This window comes from Chelativorans sp. YIM 93263, assembly GCF_028767125.1.
Lineage (GTDB): Bacteria > Pseudomonadota > Alphaproteobacteria > Rhizobiales > Rhizobiaceae > Chelativorans.
Window position 1 is genome coordinate 103,607 of sequence record NZ_JAKCWP010000001.1, and the last position, 15,401, is coordinate 119,007.

Sequence of the window (15,401 nt, forward strand, 5' to 3'; positions counted from 1 at the left end):
CGCGGTTCTGGCACATATGGGTGGCATTTAATGGCAATCAAATTCTTCAGCAATTTTCGAGGCGTTATTTCCTCCCTCACGAAAATGTCATCTGCACCGCTTGCGGGTCTCCTGCTCCTTATGGCCGCGCCGGCTACTTTTGCCGAGCCGCACAATATCGTCGGCTTTGGCGACAGTCTGATGGCCGGATATCAGCTCGCGCCGGGAGAGGGCTTCCCGGAGCAGCTCGAAGAGGCGCTCCGCGCCGAAGGCCATGAGGTTTCAGTGGTCAATGCCGGTGTCTCGGGTGACACAACAAGCGGCGGATTGTCGCGGCTGGACTGGTCGGTTCCGGAGGATACGGACCTCGTCATCCTTGAACTCGGCGCCAATGACATGCTGCGCGGTCTTTCCCCCGTCGAGACGGAAAAGAACCTCGATGCGATGCTTGCCCGGCTGGAAGAACGCGGGATCGACGTGCTGCTGGTGGGCATCTATGCCGCACCCAACATGGGTTCGGATTACCAGAAAGAATTCAACGCGATTTATCCCCGGCTTGCCGAGAAACACGACGTCCCGCTCGTGCCATTCTTTCTGGATGGCGTGATGGGCGATTCCTCGCTGCTGCTGGACGACGGCATGCACCCCAATGCAGAAGGAGTTCAGATCATGGTCGAAAATGTTCTGCCCGCCCTGGAGCCGCTTCTAGAAGGGGAAAAGGCCGACATGTAAGCGCTCGACAGGAGAAAGCGCTTGCCCCACTCAGCAATCGATGATTCGCTGCTTCTTAAGATAGCGATTCGAGGAGGTTGCCATGCCGCGACTTTTCACCGCCCTCGAGATTCCGCGCGATGCAGCCCTGTCGCTCTCGCTTCTGCGCGGTGGCCTACCGGGAGCCCGGTGGGTCGATGTCGAAAACTATCATCTCACACTGCGCTTCATCGGTGACATCGAAGGCCATGTGGCCGACGAGGTCGCCAACGCGCTTGACCGGGTCCGCCGCCCCTCCTTTTCCCTGACGCTCTCCGGCGTCGGTGCCTTTGGCCAGAAGAAGCCGCATGCGGTCTGGGCCGGCGTTGCGGCATCTCCGGACCTCTATGCGCTTCAAGGCGAGATCGAGCGTATTTGCCAGCGGCTGGGACTTCCCGCGGATCCGCGCAAATTCACCCCGCATGTGACGCTGGCCCGCCTCAAGAACGCCTCCCCGCGCGATGTTGCGTCCTATCTCTCAGCGCGCGGTAACTTCGCCACTGCACCCTTCCGGGTGAACCGGTTTGTGCTGATGTCGGCGCGGGAATCCACCGGCGGCGGTCCCTATGTGGTCGAGGAGGTGTGGCCACTGCTGAGTGCAGAATCATCGCGCTCGGAAAGTCGCGTGGCGAGCGCCTCGCAGGCTTCGCGGATCGTCTGACAAACGGCCGCGAAACGCTCCTCGCTGCCATAGTAGGGATCAAGCACTTCCTCGTCCTGCCCCAGCGCGTGGTGGAGAAAGAGATGTATGCGCCCGTGCGCGCCCTCAGGCGCTTTTTGCCGCAAGGCGCGCACATTGGCGCGATCCATTCCGAAAATGCGATCGAACCGGGAGAAGTCCTGCGATTTGACCTGACGCGCGCGCTGGCCGGAAATGTCGACACCGCAATCCCGCGCCACGGCGACCGAGCGCGAATCGGGCGGAGAGCCGATGTGCCAGGAGCCGATTGCCGCCGATTCGACATGGATTTCGATTGGAGCCCGCGCTCGGCAATAACGCTGCGATAGATGCCTTCTGCAAGCGGCGAGCGGCAGATATTGCCGAGGCAGACGAAAAGAATGGCCGTACGGGGCTGTGCTGTCATGCCGAGAACGTTATCCTTGTTGTCGGTGCCAATTGATATCATGGAGCATTCGATGCCAACGCAAAAACTGGACAAACCGGAGATCGAAAAGGAACTTGCGGAGCTTCAGGGTTGGTCGGCTTCCGAGGACGGCACGGCAATCCGCCGGCGCTTCACCTTCGCCAATTTCAGCGAGGCTTTCGGGTTCATGGCGCGCGTGGCCCTGGCCGCGGAGAAGATGGGCCATCACCCCGACTGGTCGAATGTCTACAAGACCGTGGACATCTCGCTTTCTACCCATGATGCCGGCGGCCTGACGGAGCTCGATCTCAAACTGGCGAGAAAGATCGATAAGCTGGCCGGCTCTTGAGACCGATCACCGAGTTTGCATTTCCGCTGGCACTTACCCAAATACCAAGAGCCTAACAGCCTCCAGGTAAGGTGCAGCTATGGACGATGTAAAGATAGGCGAAATCCTGCGTCCGGCCGGCGAACGTGAAAATTCCCGCCGGGAAGAGCGCGTTCGGCACAGATTCTGGCACACAGTCAGGAGAGCAGCCGGCCGTATCCCCTTCATGGAAGAGCTCGTGGCCGCCTATTATTGCGCGCTCGACCACGAGACGCCGACGCGCGTACGCGGCATCCTTCTAGCGGCGCTCTTCTATTTCGTCCTGCCACTCGATATGATCCCCGATTTCCTGGCCGTATTCGGCTTCACGGACGACGTGGCGGTGCTTGCCGCCGCACTCGGTGCGGTAAGACCGCACATAAAGCCGCGGCATTTCGATGCCGCCCGCCATGCGCTCGGCAGTGAGGAATGAGGTTCGCCACCTCCGAGAGGTCAAATTCCTGCCTTTTTCATCCGATTCAAGCATATGGTGGGGCAGAGAGGAGTCGGGATTTCAGCCCGGCAGCACGATCGAGATCGGGCGGAGTTTCCAAGGGGCTTCATTCTCTGGTAACCCAATTTGAATAAAAACGAAGCCAGCTTGCGCCTGCCGCTGGCGCACTTCGGACCATCGAGAACATGCCAACCAAAGAAACGGTCAGAAACATGCGTGGTTTACTTTCGTTGCTGCTTCCGCTTTGCGCGATCATTGCCGCGGGCCCGGCTTTCGCGCAGGCGACGGCTGTCGGTCAGCATCGTGATTGGGGGACCTACAGCTACAGCTCGGATAATGGCAAAGTCTGCTACGCGATGAGCGTGCCCAAGGAGAAAGCCCCTTCGAGCCTTAACCATGGGGATATTTTCTTCTTCGTCAGCCAGAAGCCGGGGCAGAACATCGCCTACGAGCCGCAGTTCATCGCTTCCTACGACTTGCAAAACGGCTCCAAGGTCACGGCGACGGTCGGAAACAACTCCTTTACGCTGTTTACCCAGGGCAAATCCGCCTGGCTCGAGAACGCGGCAGAGGAGCCGCAAATGGTGGACGCCATGAAGTCCGGAGCCGAGATGAGCATCAAGGCGGTTTCCGGCCGGGGAAACGACACCTCCTACACATTCTCGCTTCTCGGACTGACTGCGGCTTTGGAATCGATCCAAAGCTGCGACTGACGTCGGCCGATTAAAGCCCTTCCGGCGCGTTCGCGCCGGAAGACGCCGCTCTTGCCCCGACGCATGATCCTGATATGACTCGCCGCTACCAGGCTCCGACGCGCGGAGCCCTTCCGGCCTCGCTGGCTGTCATCATCACCGGACAAGGATCATGACGAAGCAAAAAGACGTAAAGAAGGTCGTTCTGGCCTATTCGGGTGGGCTCGACACCTCCATCATCCTCAAGTGGCTGCAGACGGAACTCGGTGCCGAGGTTGTCACCTTCACGGCCGATCTCGGCCAAGGTGAGGAACTGGAGCCGGCGCGCCAGAAGGCCGAGATGCTCGGCATCAAGGAAATCTACATCGAGGACCTGCGCGAGGAATTCGTCCGCAACTTCGTCTTCCCCATGTTCCGGGCAAATACGGTGTATGAAGGCACCTATCTGCTGGGCACCTCCATCGCCCGACCGCTGATTGCCAAGCGCCTGGTGGAAATCGCCGCTGAAACCGGTGCCGATGCCATCGCCCATGGCGCAACGGGCAAGGGCAATGACCAGGTGCGCTTCGAACTGGCCGCCTATGCGCTCAACCCGGACATCAAGGTGATCGCGCCCTGGCGGGACTGGACCTTCAAGTCGCGCACGGACCTCCTGAATTTTGCTCGCGACCACCAGATTCCCGTGCCGAAGGACAAGCAGGGCGAGGCGCCGTTCTCGGTGGACGCCAACCTGCTGCACTCTTCCTCGGAAGGAAAGGTGCTGGAAGATCCGTGGAGTGAACCCCCGGAATACGTGCATCAGCGCACGGTGTCCCCCCTTGACGCGCCGGACGAAGCCATCGACATCACAATCGGCTTTAAGCGCGGAGACGCCATCTCGCTCAATGGCGTGTCCCTTTCGCCGGCCGCGCTTCTTACAGCGCTCAACGATCTCGCCCGCGACAACGGTATCGGTCGTCTTGACCTGGTGGAAAACCGCTTCGTCGGCATGAAATCGCGCGGCGTTTATGAGACGCCGGGAGGCACGATCCTGCTCGCCGCCCATCGCGCCATGGAGTCGCTTACGCTCGATCGCGGCGCGGCGCACCTGAAGGACGAGCTGATGCCGCGCTACGCGGAGCTGATCTATAATGGCTTCTGGTTCTCGCCTGAGCGCGAAATGCTGCAGGCGGCCATCGACAAGAGCCAGGAGGAAGTCGAAGGCGAGGTACGCTTGAAGCTCTACAAGGGCAATGTGATCGTCACCGGTCGTCAGTCCGACAAGTCGCTTTATTCTGACGCGCTGGTCACCTTCGAGGACGACCATGGGGCCTATGACCAGAAGGACGCGGCGGGTTTCATCCGCCTGAACGCGCTGCGCCTGCGCACGCTGGCCGCACGGAGCCGCAGCAAATAGAAGGCGGGCTGAGCTGGGGCAAGGAACCGAACCGTCGCGGAAATTATAATGCGAATAGCGCTTCCCCTCCTCCTGGGTCTGTTTCTGGTCGGCTGTCAGAATGCCGAGACGCAGGACACGCGTGCACCTCAGCCCCGGCGGTCAGGCAATGACGCCGGCGAGGCGCCGTTCTTCGTCGGCCATTGGGCGGCATCCGAGGATGCTTGCGAGACGATCCCGTGGGAATTCACCGAAACACGGCTATCCACACCGGGCGAGGTCACCTGCACCTTCGAGGAGGTAAAGCAGGTGCCCGAAGGCTATGAGATCGCCGGTACCTGCACGGCGGAAGGTCCGCCTGAGCCTTACAGCCTGGCGCTTTCCCAGGCTGAATCGACAGAAGGCCTCCTTGTCGAGGGCGGGCCGTTCAACCCGGTCGGACTCGTGGCCTGCGAATAGCCGGAAGGGGTGGTTCCAGCGTCGGCTGCCGAGAGTGTCGAACTCAGGTGGAACCCCTCGCACGTGGGTGCTGTTGGTTCTGCATGGGCAAGACCGGAAAGATCCGTATCGGCATTTCGGGCTGGACCTATCCAGGCTGGCGCGGCGTCTTCTATCCGGAGAAACTGCCGCATAAGCGGGAACTCGCCTATGCGGCGGAACACTTTCCCTCCATTGAGATCAACGGCACCTTCTATCGCATGCAGCGGCCGGAGAATTTTGCCGACTGGCGTGAGAACACGCCGGACGACTTCGTTTTTGCGGTAAAGGGCTCGCGCTACATCACGCATATGCGCCGGGTGAAGGATGCCGAAGTACCCTTGGCAAATTTCATGGCCTCGGGCCTGTTGCGGCTTGGCCCGAAGCTCGGCCCTATACTCTGGCAGTTTCCAGCACGCATGAAATTCGATGCCGAGAGGCTGGACAGGTTCTTCTCGCTGTTGCCGCATAGCACGAAGGAAGCTGCCAAGCTCGCGCGCAAACATGACGGCCGACTGGACGGCCGCGCGTGGTTTGATATCGATGCGGACCGTCCGATCCGGCATGCGGTAGAGATCCGCAGCGAGAGCTTTCGCGCGAGCGAGTTCATCAACCTCCTGCGACGCCACAAGATCGCACTTGTCTGCGCCGACACGCCGGATTGGCCGCTGCTGATGGATTTGACGACCGACTTCGTCTACTGCCGCCTGCACGGCTCGGAACAGCTCTACGCAAGCGGCTATGACGACGTCGCGCTCGAACGCTGGGCGGATCTCGTGAGCGCCTGGGCGCGCGGTGATGACCCGCCCAATGCCGAGCGCATCGCTGATCCGGTGAAAAAGCGTGCAAGCGGGCGGGATGTCTATGTCTACTTCGACAATGATGCGAAGGTCCGCGCGCCCTTCGACGCTACTGCGCTTGCCAGGCATCTCAACGTCGCCCGTTCAGACGACGAATTCCGTGCCATCGCGAAAACGTGAGCGGCCGGTCTCTTCACAACCCAAGGAGACGAAGGTACGATTTGGGGTTGAAACGCCGAATCCCGGCAGGGAGGATACTATGCTGCGTACTACACTCATTGCGCTTTCCTTACTGGCCTTTCCCGCATCAGCGCTCGCCCATTCCTGTCCAGGCTTGATGGCCGAGATCGATGCCGCGCTTCCTGATTCCAGCCTTACCGAGGGCGAACTGCAGGAAGTTCGGGATCTTCGTGCGCAGGGTGAGGAACAACACGAAGCTGGTGACCACGATGCTTCCATGGCCTCGCTCCAGGAAGCCAAGGAGAGACTCGGCATATAGGCCCTCGGACAAAATCGGCGCATTGCCGCCGCCATTTTCGGCGGCGGCATGTTTGAGAATAGGATCCTAAATCGGTTCCACTGCTTACCTGCTTGAGCGAACCTATTGCCGTAGCGCGCGTTGTCCACTGGACAGGCGCTGAATAGGGGTTCCGCATGAGCGGTGGAGTGAACACACGCGACGATGTGCAGTTGAATGACAAGCATTTGGCGGTTCTGGCACCGGGGCGCAACTGCCGCCGGATCGCGACCGCGCATCACGCGGGGCTTCTCATCGACGGAGAACCCTATTTCACGGCGCTGGAAAGCGCGTTGCGCGCGGCAAGCCGCTCGATCCTCATCATCGGCTGGGATTTCGACGCCCGTATCCAGCTCCGCCCGCAAGACGGCCCGGATGCTATCACGCTTGGAGATCTTCTGCGGCGCCTCGTGGAGCAGAAGCCGGAACTGGAAGTCCGCATCCTCGTCTGGAGCCTAGCTCCGATACATGCGCCGGGCGCGGCGACATCGCTCGTTTTCGGCGCCGCCTGGCTGGACCATCCCCGCATCCACTTGCGGCTCGATACGCAACACCCGCTTCACGCCGCGCATCACCAGAAAATGGTTGTAATCGACGATTCACTGGCCTTTGTCGGCGGCATCGACCTGACTGTTGCGCGCTGGGACACCTCGCACCACGCGCCATCTGAGCCCAATCGTCGAAACCCCGACGGCTCCAGCTACCAGCCGGTGCATGACATGCAGATGGCGGTCGATGGCCCTGCTGCCCGGGAGGTGGCAATCGTCGCACATGAGAGATGGCAAACCTGCACTGGCGAAAAGATCCACATCGTCGAGCCGGTCGAAAACTGGCCAAGCGGACTTTCTCCCACCTTCACCAATGTGCCCGTCGGCGTGTCGCGCACGCTGCCGGCCCTCGATGCGCGACAGGCGGTGGAGGAATCGGCTGCGCTGACGGAAGATCTTTTGCGGGCCGCCAAGAGATCCGTTTACATCGAAGCGCAGTATTTCACCGCGAAATACCTGCGCAGGATTCTAAGCGGCGTTCTCTCACGCCCCGATCCGCCGGAAATCGTGGTCGTCGGTCCGCTCAATGCAAACGGCATCATCGAACGCTTCATCATGGGCGCAAATCGCGAGCGGCTTTTGCGCAGCCTGCGCAAGGTCGACCGGAAAAACCGTCTCCGGGTTTATTATCCGGTTATCGATGACGGCGAGAGCGAGTGTGAAGTTCTCGTTCACGCCAAGCTGATGATTGTCGACGACATGATCCTGCGTATCGGCTCATCGAATCTCAACAACCGCTCAGTCGGGCTCGACACCGAATGTGATCTCGTGATCGAGGCGAATGGTCCGGAAACGCGCCACACCATCAGCCAGTACCGTGACCGGCTCCTCGGCGAACATCTTGCTGTTGATCCCGCGCGAATGCGCGCGGCTATCGAACAGCATAACTCGGTAATCGGTGCGATAGAGGCGCTGAACGGCGGCACGCGCCGGCTGCGCCCGGTACCGATCGGCAAAGGCCCCACCCATTCCTTTCCGGGTACACGCCTGCTAGACCCGGAACGTCCCTTCGGATTTGTCGAAAAGCTTTATTCCTGGTGGCACAACCGGCCGGCTCAGGACGGATCGGATGAACGCGGCGTGCGAGAGAGCAGCATTTCGGACAAGAAGAGCGAGATGCTGCCTAAGAGAAGCGGTAGCAGAAAATAAACAAAGCGGAAAACGAGCACGGCCCCGATCAACTCCGCCTGGGGAATCAGAAACAGAACCACGCTTTCGATCACCCCGAGGCCGCCGGGCGCATGCGTGATCAAGGTTGCCACGTTGGCACTGACGTAAACGGTAGCCACTTCGAAGTAGGGCACATCCGATATAGCAGCGATCGCCTGATGCAGCGCGGCCGCGACGAAGGCGAAGTTCACTGTGCCCACGACTATTTGCGCCAGCGCCAGTTTCCAGCACGGCATTGTTAGTCGGTGCCCTCGTAGATGAAGACCTTTCCCGCCCAGCACCGCGGCCAAGAGAACATATGCGGTCGGCCAAGCAAGGCAAACCGCCGCAACCAGGAAGATCGTGGCGCGCGGAACGCCGATCACCTGGAGCGCCACATCGGGTGCAAGAAACAGGCCGATTCCACCCAGCACCGACAACCCAAGACCGACTGTGAGCCCGCAGAAGAGGATGACTTTAGCCACCTCCTCCGCACCGAGACCCCAGCGCGCATAGAAGCGGTAGCGGATGGCGCCGCTGCTCAAAGCTGCAAGGCCGATATTGTGCCCTAGCGACAGGCTGGTGAAGGAGGCGAGTGCCGCCCGGCGATAAGCCAGCGGATGACCCGCGTAGCGCAACGCCAGCCAATCGAATCCGGTTAGGGCCAGATAGCTGCATGCCGAAAAGCCGAGCGCTGCTATCAACCGGGCTGGCGAGACGGATGCGACGGCATCGACCAGTTCCTGCCGGCTATATTGAGAGAAGGTGCGGTAAAGCAGAAAGATCGCCAACGCTATCGCCGCAACGGCAATCAGATAGCGCAAGATGCGTCCGAAGGACAGGCGCGGTGCCGGCTGGCTCAATGTTCTCAAACGGGATAATCCTTCTGGAAAGCTCCAGGTAAAAATGCGCGTCACCCTTTTTCGATCCGATAAAAGGCCTCGACGCATACAACGATCCTGCCATTCACGCGTTGAGCGTGCATGGATACGCGAAAGGATACCGGCACTTTCCAGCCACCACCGGGCGTAATGGAGACAAAGCCTGCTGTGGTTCGCGTGATGACCTGGAACATTCACGGGAGCGTGGGGCTAGACGGCCAGCGGGACCGTCAGCGCATCGTCGATTTTATCCGTCGGCAGGATCCCGATATCATCGCCCTGCAGGAGGTGGGTTCTCGGAAGTCAGACCCTGCCGCGCAGGAGGATTTCGCCTTCTTTGCCAGCGCACTCGGAAACCATGCGATCGAGAGCCGGCTGATTACGGCGCCTGACGGAAACTACGGCCATGCGATCATCAGCCGCTGGCCACTGAGGCAGACGTGCTGTCACGATATCTCGTATCGTCGGCGCGAGCCGCGCGCGGCCATCGAAGCCACGACCGAGACTCCTTCCGGCACGCTGCACATCGTTGCCGCGCATCTCGGCCTCAGCTTCGCGGAGCGGCGGCATCAGACGCGGCTTTTGGCTGCCCTCGTGCGTTCCGGGCCGGAGCCGACCGTGCTTCTGGGTGATCTGAACGACTGGTTGGGACGCGGCTCGGTTCAGACGACGCTGAACGCATTATTCCCGGGGCACAGCCACCTTAAAACGTTCCCGTCCTTCTACCCTTTATTCCCTCTGGACCGCGTTTACTGCCGGCCGAGAACCATGCTGCTGGAAAGCTGGACCGACCCTGCCGCCCGCATTGCATCCGACCATTTGCCCGTGATCGCCACGATTGGAATGAAACACGACGGCGAGAACCAACGCGATCTATAGCGTCTCGGGCTTTCAGATACGTCAGTCTTCACCCTTCCACTTACCCATGCCGGGCACGAGACTGGCGAGCTCCATGGGGAACGGGAAGACGATGGTCGAGTTCTTTTCGCCGGCCAAGACATTGAGTGTGCTGAGATAGCGAAGCTGCATGGCCTCCGGACGTCCGCTCAGAATCTCCGCCGCCTCAAGCAGTTTTTGCGCTGCCTGTTGCTCGCCCTCGGCATTGATGATCTTGGCGCGCCGCTCGCGCTCGGCCTCTGCCTGGCGGGCGATCGCCCGCACCATGGATTCGTCAATGTCCACGTGCTTGATCTCGACGTTCGCCACTTTGATGCCCCAGGCATCGGTCTGGCGGTCGAGTATTTCCTGAATATCCGCATTCAGCTTGTCGCGTTCCGCCAGCATCTCGTCGAGATCGTGCTTGCCGAGAACGGAGCGCAACGTGGTCTGTGCGAGCTGGCTGGTCGCCATCATGAAATCCTCGACCTGTATCGTGGCCTTCTCCGGATCAATCACCCGGAAATAAAGTACCGCGTTCACGCGCACCGACACGTTGTCGCGCGAGATCACGTCCTGGCCCGGGACATCGAGAACCAGCGTGCGCAGGTCGACCCGGACCATCTGCTGGACGAACGGGATGAGCAGGATCAGCCCCGGCCCTTTGGTGGAGGTGAAGCGGCCGAGCGTGAAGACTACGCCGCGTTCGTACTCGCGCAGGATCTTGATCACCGAGCCAAGGAAGGCCAGCAAGAGGACGATCAGGACCGCGTAAAAAGTGAAGCCACCAAACAGGTTCATGGGTTTTCTCCTCTGCTGTCCGAGTTCTGCGTGTCAGCGGCCGCCACTTTTAACACCAGCCCGTTCCGGCCGGTCACGCGGATCTCATCGCCGGGTTCCAGCGGCTCGGTGGAAATGGCATTCCAGCGTTCCCCATGGACGAACACATAGCCCCGGGTTCCGTTCCAGTCCTGAGCCGTACCTGTCTCGCCGATAAGTTGCTCCTCCCCAGTGACCACCCGGCGGCGATGAGAGCTCCATGCCAAACGGATGATCACAAGCGTGATTCCGAGACTGAGGGTTCCGACCGCGGCAATCACTTGCCAGGAAAGCTGCAGCCCTGGCACATCCGTGTCGAACAGAATCGTTGCTCCCAATACCAAGCCAACCGTGCCGCCCAGGCCCAACACGCCGAACGACGGAGCGAACGCCTCGGCAACGATGAGTGCGACACCGAGCAGCATCAAGGCAGCACCCGCATAGGTAACCGGCAAAACCGCCATTGCATACAGTCCCGTCAGGAGACTAACCGCGCCCACGGTCCCCGGCAACAGTGCGCCGGGATTGAGAAACTCGAAGATGAGCCCGTAGATCCCGATCATCATCAGGATAAGGGCTATGTTGGGATTGGTGATAATGGCAAGAAACTCAGTACGCCAATCCGGGGTGACCTCCTCCACCGGCAGCCCTTCCGTTTCGAGCGTGACCTGCGAGTTGCCGAGAGATATCGTCCGTCCGTCCGCCTCGTTGAGAAGCGACGGGATATCGGGGGCGATAAAATCGATCACATCCTGCTCCAAAGCGGATGAAGCCGAGAGGCTCGCCGCTTCGCGCACCGCCCTTTCCGCCCATTCCGCATTGCGGCCACGCAGATTGGCAAGGCTGCGGATATAGGCGACGGCATCATTGATCGCCTTGGTTTCGGAGGCGTTCTGGGGCGTTTGAGCCGGCGTATCACCGCTTTCATCTTCCGCGTCTTCCTGGTCGCTCGGCTCCTCCTCGGTCTCCCCTCCGCCGAAAGGCAATCCCCCACCCCCGCCAACGGCAACAGGCGTGGCCGCGCCCAGATTGGTACCGGGCGCCATCGCGGCCACATGGCTGGCATACATGATGTAGGTGCCCGCACTCGCCGCGCGGGCGCCAGACGGCGCAACGAAGCTTGCCACCGGAACTGGTGAAGCGAGGATTGCACGGATGATCTCGCGCATGGACGTATCGAGCCCACCGGGCGTGTCCATTTGCAGGATAACAATTTCCGCGCCGCGTTCGGCGGCATCCTCCAGCCCGCGAGTGATGTAGTCGGACGTCGCCGGGCTCACCGCACCATTAAAACGAAGAACCGTCGCGCTGCCGCTTTCCTGCGTCGCGAGCGGGGCGGAAAGGCCGAAGAAACCGACCAGCGCGGTCAAGAGAAAGAAAACACCTCGTGCGGTGCGGCACAAGCCGGCAAAGGAAGTCACGATATGCGATCTCGACGTCATATCTACCTCATATAGACCGTTACCGCATGCTGAACAGTCCGGCGTCAAGCTCGCGGGCGAAAACCCTGCGACGAGAAGGAACGTTATAGCGCTTCACTTGTTTTGTCGGCATTGCAAATGGAGGTCCAGACATGCAGATGATCCCGACGCGAATACACGGCATCTTGGATTACCTTATCGGTATCCTGCTCATCATAGCGCCCTGGCTCTTCGGTTTTGCCAATGGCGGGCCGGCTCAATGGGTGCCCGTTTTTCTTGGCATCTTCGTGATCGTATACAGCCTGCTGACCGACTATGAATTTGCTGCCGTGCGAATGATCCCGATGCCGGTGCACCTCGGGCTCGATGTTGCGGGCGGCCTCCTGCTTGCCGTTTCACCGTGGCTGTTCGGCTTTGCCTCGGTAATCGTCTGGCCACATCTCCTTGTGGGGATCGTTGAAATCATTACGGCAGCCTGCACCTATCGCAGACCCGGACAGGCGGCCGCATAGCGGGAAATCCGACACGACAGACAGGGAAGCGGACCAATGACCCGCCGAAGCGGACATTCGCCGTCTAACGTGGTAAAGTAGCTTGCTGGAATCCGTTTCCCCGCCACTAAGGACGACCTGATCCGGCATGCCCAGAAGGGCGGCACCGGCGCTGAGGCGATGGACATCCTCAAGCAGATGCCAGACCGCACCTATGACAGCATGGCCGAAGTCACGAAGGGCGCCGGACAGGTAGAGTAGCCAGAAAGGCCGCGGATGGCGCGTCGTCATAGGACGGCCGCCATTGGTCCGCTTCCGTCCGGAAAGCGTTTATACGCCCGCTGCAAGCGTCTTGCTATCTCAACTCGGACAGGTAATATGCGTCCTCGGTCAGGCAGCGCGAGACGCGCAACTCGACGGCATTGCGTTCCAGATCGAAGGCCGTACGCGCGATCCTGAGAAGCGGGTGGCCCGACCGACAGTCCAAATGCTTAGCGTCTCGAACGCTCGCCCCAACCGCTTTTAGCTGTTCCGTCGCAGAGCCGATCGTGATTCCCCAGCGCTGCGAGTAAATGCGGTAGAGATTATTGGGGACATCGTCCAGCGAATCAAAACCGGGGAAGCGTCCCTCCGGCAACGAGATCGTTTCGATGATCGACGGCACGTTTTCCAGCATCCGGATTCGCTCGACACGCCAGATCGGATCTTTCTGCCGCATCCCCAGCGCCTTCGCCTCCTCTTGGTCGGCCTCGGCTTGGACTCGGCGCAGCGTGCGCGAAGCCGGAAAGACATGTTCGCCGTCATCGGGAACAAGACGGAAAAACTGGAACCTAAGATCCCCGTGCTCCGGCTCGGCAACATAGGTTCCCCGTCCCTGCCGGCGTATCAACAGGTTTTCCGCCCGCATTGTGTCGAGCGCCTTGCGCACCGTGCCCTGGCTGACACCGAGTTCTCGCGACAGCTCCATTTCCGAGGGGATGAGCTGACCGGGCTGCCATTCCCCCTCGATAAGCCGCCGGACCAGGCTTTCTTTTACCTGACGGTAAAGCGGTCTGAAGCCAAAGGCCTCTGTTTGTGCAGTGTCGGTCATGTTGCTCTAGCGTAAATAAGAATCCCTTGGTCAGCTCTACCATGTGGCGATTGACACGGCCACAAAGCCATATGTTATCTATTATATAGAATATTAAGTACAAAAACCCACCGGAGCACAGCATGGTCCCCGCGCCTGCAGCGTGAAATGACCATCTCCATTTTCAACCTCTGGGTCTCTACGAGATTCGCCGAGTACCTCACCAAGGATTAGAAGAGAAAGATTAGGTCTATCCCGGCGCGGCTTCTGCATCCCCCGATTTCCATCAATTCCCACGTTCCTGGCTGGAACCTCTGAGGCCACGGTCGATTTGATCGGTACATCCCACCGCAGATCGACAGGAGGCTTCAATGGCCGACGGTGCGAAGGAAAAATTGGTGAACTTCCTGGACAGGAAGGCATTCGAACCGGTGCTGAGCGCCGATCCGGATTCCTATCCTCAGGACAAGCATAACGCATTGAAGGATGTGCAGGACGCGACGCGCGCCGAGCGTGAGCGCTTCCACGACTACGACTCCGCAAAAGAGGTCTACCAGATGTACGAGGACGATCTGACCTCGGAACCGGCGCAGGAGATCAACCGCAAACTTCGCGACCTCGACCTGCCGACCCTCAAGGACGTGAGGGGTGAGTTCGAGGAATTGGCACAGGAAATGGGCGTAAGGAGCTAGTCCAATGAAGAAGAATGGCGAACACGAGTCGCGTAAGGCGACGAGCGGCAGCGTGAAAGGGAGTGCTCCTTCCGAAAAGGGCGGCAATCAGGCACGAAAGGCCCAGGAATGGGGCGGCGGCTCCAAGGGATCGAAGGGCGATATCTCGAAGGAGGACCGCCAGAATCCCAACTCCAGCCAGAAAAGCTGACAGGGTCAGGATCGGCGAAGAACCGCCGGTCCGCCTGCTTTATTCAGCGGTTCAGAAGCCACAGAACCACGGTCAGGACAACGCTGACGATGATGGACGTGGTGATCGGGATGTAGACACGGAAATTCTCGCGTCCAAGTACCAGATCGCCGGGAAGACGCCCAAGCCCCGTCCTTTGGATCAGCGGCCATAGAATTCCGACGGCAACCAGGATCAGCCCCAATACGATCAGAAAGCGGCTCATTCCAATCCTCCATTCTGTCTTTCCGGAGATAGGACAACCTTCACCATATCTCGACGGGGCGGACGATCATCAGCCAGAAAATAAGAAGTACGGCACCGAAGGCGGGAAAACCAAAGGCGAACCAGAGCCAAAACAAGCGATGATAGCGCTCGGGAAGCGGCGTTTCCTGTTTCACCGCCGCTGTGGCGAGTCTCGCCATTTCCGCCTGCATCCACACGACGGGAAGCCAGAAGGCGCCAGTGAGTATATAAAGAAGCAGGGATAGGACGATCCAGTCTTCACTGAGAGGATAACCCAAGTACCAGACGAGGGCGAAGCCGGTGACCGGCTGAGCGACCACGGCGGTGGCCGTGAAAAGGAAATCGGCAATGACGACAATGCGCGCGACGCCGGCAATCACCACGGCATTGCCGGTCAAATGCGCCAACAGCATGAAGAAGGCAATTCCAGCGCCGGTGCCCAAAAGCACGGCGGCGCCGATGATATGAAGATACTTGAGTACGAAATAAAGCATCAGGTCCTCTG

The 15,401-nt window shown here is 60.0% G+C and carries 22 protein-coding genes and 1 pseudogene; 15 read left to right on the top strand and 8 right to left on the bottom strand.

All coding sequences use genetic code 11. The features are described from left to right. Positions 1–30: 30 nt before the first annotated feature. Complete coding sequence (locus LY631_RS00510) at positions 31–711, top strand: arylesterase (RefSeq protein WP_445082814.1); 681 nt, start codon at positions 31–33, stop codon at positions 709–711. 82 nt (positions 712–793) lie between these two features. Beyond that, on the top strand, positions 794–1,390 hold the full coding sequence (thpR, locus tag LY631_RS00515; protein ID WP_274423154.1) for an RNA 2',3'-cyclic phosphodiesterase: 597 nt from the start codon (positions 794–796) through the stop codon (positions 1,388–1,390). Here thpR and LY631_RS00520 read toward each other — a convergent pair. Together LY631_RS00520 and LY631_RS20385 are read right to left on the bottom strand one after the other, a co-directional pair. After that, on the bottom strand, positions 1,294–1,629 hold the full coding sequence (locus LY631_RS00520; RefSeq protein WP_445082815.1) for an arsenate reductase/protein-tyrosine-phosphatase family protein: 336 nt from the start codon (positions 1,627–1,629) through the stop codon (positions 1,294–1,296). The genes thpR and LY631_RS00520 overlap by 97 nt on opposite strands. 110 nt (positions 1,630–1,739) lie before the next feature. After that, a pseudogene (locus LY631_RS20385) lies at positions 1,740–1,856 on the bottom strand (arsenate reductase/protein-tyrosine-phosphatase family protein); the annotation flags it as partial. Between the two features lie 10 nt (positions 1,857–1,866). Between LY631_RS20385 and LY631_RS00525 the strand changes: the two are divergent. The 8 genes from LY631_RS00525 to LY631_RS00560 all read left to right on the top strand — a co-directional run bounded on the left by LY631_RS00525 (position 1,867) and on the right by LY631_RS00560 (position 8,193). Next, positions 1,867–2,163, top strand: coding sequence for a 4a-hydroxytetrahydrobiopterin dehydratase (locus tag LY631_RS00525; RefSeq protein WP_274423155.1), 297 nt, complete (start codon positions 1,867–1,869; stop codon positions 2,161–2,163). Between the two features lie 79 nt (positions 2,164–2,242). Continuing rightward, positions 2,243–2,614 carry a YkvA family protein gene (locus LY631_RS00530; RefSeq protein WP_274423156.1) on the top strand — a complete coding sequence of 124 codons (372 nt, stop codon included), beginning with the start codon at positions 2,243–2,245 and terminating at the stop codon, positions 2,612–2,614. A 233-nt stretch (positions 2,615–2,847) separates the two neighbouring features. Then, positions 2,848–3,348: an invasion associated locus B family protein gene (locus tag LY631_RS00535; RefSeq protein WP_274423157.1), complete on the top strand. Its 501-nt coding sequence runs from the start codon at positions 2,848–2,850 to the stop codon at positions 3,346–3,348. Positions 3,349–3,499: 151 nt separating this feature from the next. Next, positions 3,500–4,723 (top strand): argininosuccinate synthase, encoded by a 1,224-nt coding sequence (locus tag LY631_RS00540; protein WP_274423158.1) that lies wholly within the window; start codon positions 3,500–3,502, stop codon positions 4,721–4,723. A gap of 48 nt (positions 4,724–4,771) precedes the next feature. After that, on the top strand, positions 4,772–5,161 hold the full coding sequence (locus LY631_RS00545) for a hypothetical protein (RefSeq protein WP_274423159.1): 390 nt from the start codon (positions 4,772–4,774) through the stop codon (positions 5,159–5,161). Between the two features lie 83 nt (positions 5,162–5,244). After that, positions 5,245–6,159, top strand: a complete 915-nt coding sequence (locus tag LY631_RS00550) for a DUF72 domain-containing protein (RefSeq protein ID WP_274423160.1) — start codon at positions 5,245–5,247, stop codon at positions 6,157–6,159. A gap of 79 nt (positions 6,160–6,238) precedes the next feature. Further along, the gene (locus LY631_RS00555; protein WP_274423161.1) at positions 6,239–6,478 is read left to right on the top strand and encodes a hypothetical protein; all 240 of its coding nucleotides are present in this window, start codon (positions 6,239–6,241) and stop codon (positions 6,476–6,478) included. A 155-nt stretch (positions 6,479–6,633) separates the two neighbouring features. Then, a complete protein-coding gene (locus LY631_RS00560; protein ID WP_274423162.1) occupies positions 6,634–8,193 on the top strand; it encodes a phospholipase D-like domain-containing protein in 1,560 nt (519 codons plus the stop codon). On the opposite strand, the gene LY631_RS00565 is transcribed toward LY631_RS00560, so the two are convergent. Continuing rightward, entirely contained in the window at positions 8,100–9,065 is a 966-nt protein-coding gene (locus LY631_RS00565; RefSeq protein WP_274423163.1) for a lysylphosphatidylglycerol synthase transmembrane domain-containing protein, read from the bottom strand. The two genes, LY631_RS00560 and LY631_RS00565, sit on opposite strands and share 94 nt — an antisense overlap. 111 nt (positions 9,066–9,176) lie before the next feature. Between LY631_RS00565 and LY631_RS00570 the strand changes: the two genes are divergently transcribed. Then, a complete protein-coding gene (locus LY631_RS00570; RefSeq protein ID WP_274423164.1) occupies positions 9,177–9,953 on the top strand; it encodes an endonuclease/exonuclease/phosphatase family protein in 777 nt (258 codons plus the stop codon). Positions 9,954–9,974: 21 nt separating this feature from the next. On the opposite strand, the gene LY631_RS00575 is transcribed toward LY631_RS00570, so the two are convergent. After that, positions 9,975–10,751, bottom strand: a complete 777-nt coding sequence (locus LY631_RS00575) for a slipin family protein (protein ID WP_274423165.1) — start codon at positions 10,749–10,751, stop codon at positions 9,975–9,977. Then, on the bottom strand, positions 10,748–12,211 hold the full coding sequence (locus LY631_RS00580) for an NfeD family protein (protein WP_274423166.1): 1,464 nt from the start codon (positions 12,209–12,211) through the stop codon (positions 10,748–10,750). The genes LY631_RS00575 and LY631_RS00580 overlap by 4 nt, the downstream gene beginning before the upstream one ends. 131 nt (positions 12,212–12,342) lie before the next feature. Here LY631_RS00580 and LY631_RS00585 point away from each other — a divergent pair, with 131 nt between their 5' ends. Then, complete coding sequence (locus tag LY631_RS00585; RefSeq protein WP_274423167.1) at positions 12,343–12,702, top strand: SPW repeat domain-containing protein; 360 nt, start codon at positions 12,343–12,345, stop codon at positions 12,700–12,702. A gap of 90 nt (positions 12,703–12,792) precedes the next feature. Then, complete coding sequence (locus LY631_RS20390; RefSeq protein ID WP_445082831.1) at positions 12,793–12,942, top strand: DUF2795 domain-containing protein; 150 nt, start codon at positions 12,793–12,795, stop codon at positions 12,940–12,942. Positions 12,943–13,036: 94 nt separating this feature from the next. Here LY631_RS20390 and LY631_RS00590 read toward each other — a convergent pair whose 3' ends face one another. After that, positions 13,037–13,771: a GntR family transcriptional regulator gene (locus LY631_RS00590; RefSeq protein WP_274423168.1), complete on the bottom strand. Its 735-nt coding sequence runs from the start codon at positions 13,769–13,771 to the stop codon at positions 13,037–13,039. 350 nt (positions 13,772–14,121) lie between these two features. Here LY631_RS00590 and LY631_RS00595 point away from each other — a divergent pair, with 350 nt between their 5' ends. After that, the gene (locus tag LY631_RS00595; RefSeq protein WP_274423169.1) at positions 14,122–14,442 is read left to right on the top strand and encodes a hypothetical protein; all 321 of its coding nucleotides are present in this window, start codon (positions 14,122–14,124) and stop codon (positions 14,440–14,442) included. A gap of 4 nt (positions 14,443–14,446) precedes the next feature. Continuing rightward, complete coding sequence (locus tag LY631_RS00600) at positions 14,447–14,632, top strand: hypothetical protein (RefSeq protein WP_274423170.1); 186 nt, start codon at positions 14,447–14,449, stop codon at positions 14,630–14,632. 43 nt (positions 14,633–14,675) lie between these two features. Here LY631_RS00600 and LY631_RS00605 read toward each other — a convergent pair whose 3' ends face one another. Together LY631_RS00605 and LY631_RS00610 are read right to left on the bottom strand one after the other, a co-directional pair. Next, on the bottom strand, positions 14,676–14,876 hold the full coding sequence (locus LY631_RS00605) for a DUF2905 domain-containing protein (RefSeq protein ID WP_274423171.1): 201 nt from the start codon (positions 14,874–14,876) through the stop codon (positions 14,676–14,678). A 40-nt stretch (positions 14,877–14,916) separates the two neighbouring features. Further along, on the bottom strand, positions 14,917–15,390 hold the full coding sequence (locus tag LY631_RS00610; RefSeq protein ID WP_274423864.1) for a DUF2269 family protein: 474 nt from the start codon (positions 15,388–15,390) through the stop codon (positions 14,917–14,919). Between the last annotated feature and the right edge of the window lie 11 nt (positions 15,391–15,401).

Excerpts from the sequence above, each read along its gene's own strand:
- LY631_RS00510 (WP_445082814.1), top strand. The coding sequence starts at position 31 with ATGGCAATCAAATTCTTCAGCAATTTTCGAGGCGTTATTTCCTCCCTC.
- thpR (WP_274423154.1), top strand. The coding sequence starts at position 794 with ATGCCGCGACTTTTCACCGCCCTCGAGATTCCGCGCGATGCAGCCCTG.
- LY631_RS00525 (WP_274423155.1), top strand. The coding sequence starts at position 1,867 with ATGCCAACGCAAAAACTGGACAAACCGGAGATCGAAAAGGAACTTGCG.
- LY631_RS00530 (WP_274423156.1), top strand. The coding sequence starts at position 2,243 with ATGGACGATGTAAAGATAGGCGAAATCCTGCGTCCGGCCGGCGAACGT.
- LY631_RS00535 (WP_274423157.1), top strand. The coding sequence starts at position 2,848 with ATGCGTGGTTTACTTTCGTTGCTGCTTCCGCTTTGCGCGATCATTGCC.
- LY631_RS00540 (WP_274423158.1), top strand. The coding sequence starts at position 3,500 with ATGACGAAGCAAAAAGACGTAAAGAAGGTCGTTCTGGCCTATTCGGGT.
- LY631_RS00545 (WP_274423159.1), top strand. The coding sequence starts at position 4,772 with ATGCGAATAGCGCTTCCCCTCCTCCTGGGTCTGTTTCTGGTCGGCTGT.
- LY631_RS00550 (WP_274423160.1), top strand. The coding sequence starts at position 5,245 with ATGGGCAAGACCGGAAAGATCCGTATCGGCATTTCGGGCTGGACCTAT.
- LY631_RS00555 (WP_274423161.1), top strand. The coding sequence starts at position 6,239 with ATGCTGCGTACTACACTCATTGCGCTTTCCTTACTGGCCTTTCCCGCA.
- LY631_RS00560 (WP_274423162.1), top strand. The coding sequence starts at position 6,634 with ATGAGCGGTGGAGTGAACACACGCGACGATGTGCAGTTGAATGACAAG.
- LY631_RS00570 (WP_274423164.1), top strand. The coding sequence starts at position 9,177 with ATGGATACGCGAAAGGATACCGGCACTTTCCAGCCACCACCGGGCGTA.
- LY631_RS00575 (WP_274423165.1), bottom strand. The coding sequence starts at position 10,751 with ATGAACCTGTTTGGTGGCTTCACTTTTTACGCGGTCCTGATCGTCCTC.
- LY631_RS00580 (WP_274423166.1), bottom strand. The coding sequence starts at position 12,211 with ATGACGTCGAGATCGCATATCGTGACTTCCTTTGCCGGCTTGTGCCGC.
- LY631_RS00585 (WP_274423167.1), top strand. The coding sequence starts at position 12,343 with ATGCAGATGATCCCGACGCGAATACACGGCATCTTGGATTACCTTATC.
- LY631_RS00590 (WP_274423168.1), bottom strand. The coding sequence starts at position 13,771 with ATGACCGACACTGCACAAACAGAGGCCTTTGGCTTCAGACCGCTTTAC.
- LY631_RS00595 (WP_274423169.1), top strand. The coding sequence starts at position 14,122 with ATGGCCGACGGTGCGAAGGAAAAATTGGTGAACTTCCTGGACAGGAAG.
- LY631_RS00600 (WP_274423170.1), top strand. The coding sequence starts at position 14,447 with ATGAAGAAGAATGGCGAACACGAGTCGCGTAAGGCGACGAGCGGCAGC.
- LY631_RS00605 (WP_274423171.1), bottom strand. The coding sequence starts at position 14,876 with ATGAGCCGCTTTCTGATCGTATTGGGGCTGATCCTGGTTGCCGTCGGA.
- LY631_RS00610 (WP_274423864.1), bottom strand. The coding sequence starts at position 15,390 with ATGCTTTATTTCGTACTCAAGTATCTTCATATCATCGGCGCCGCCGTG.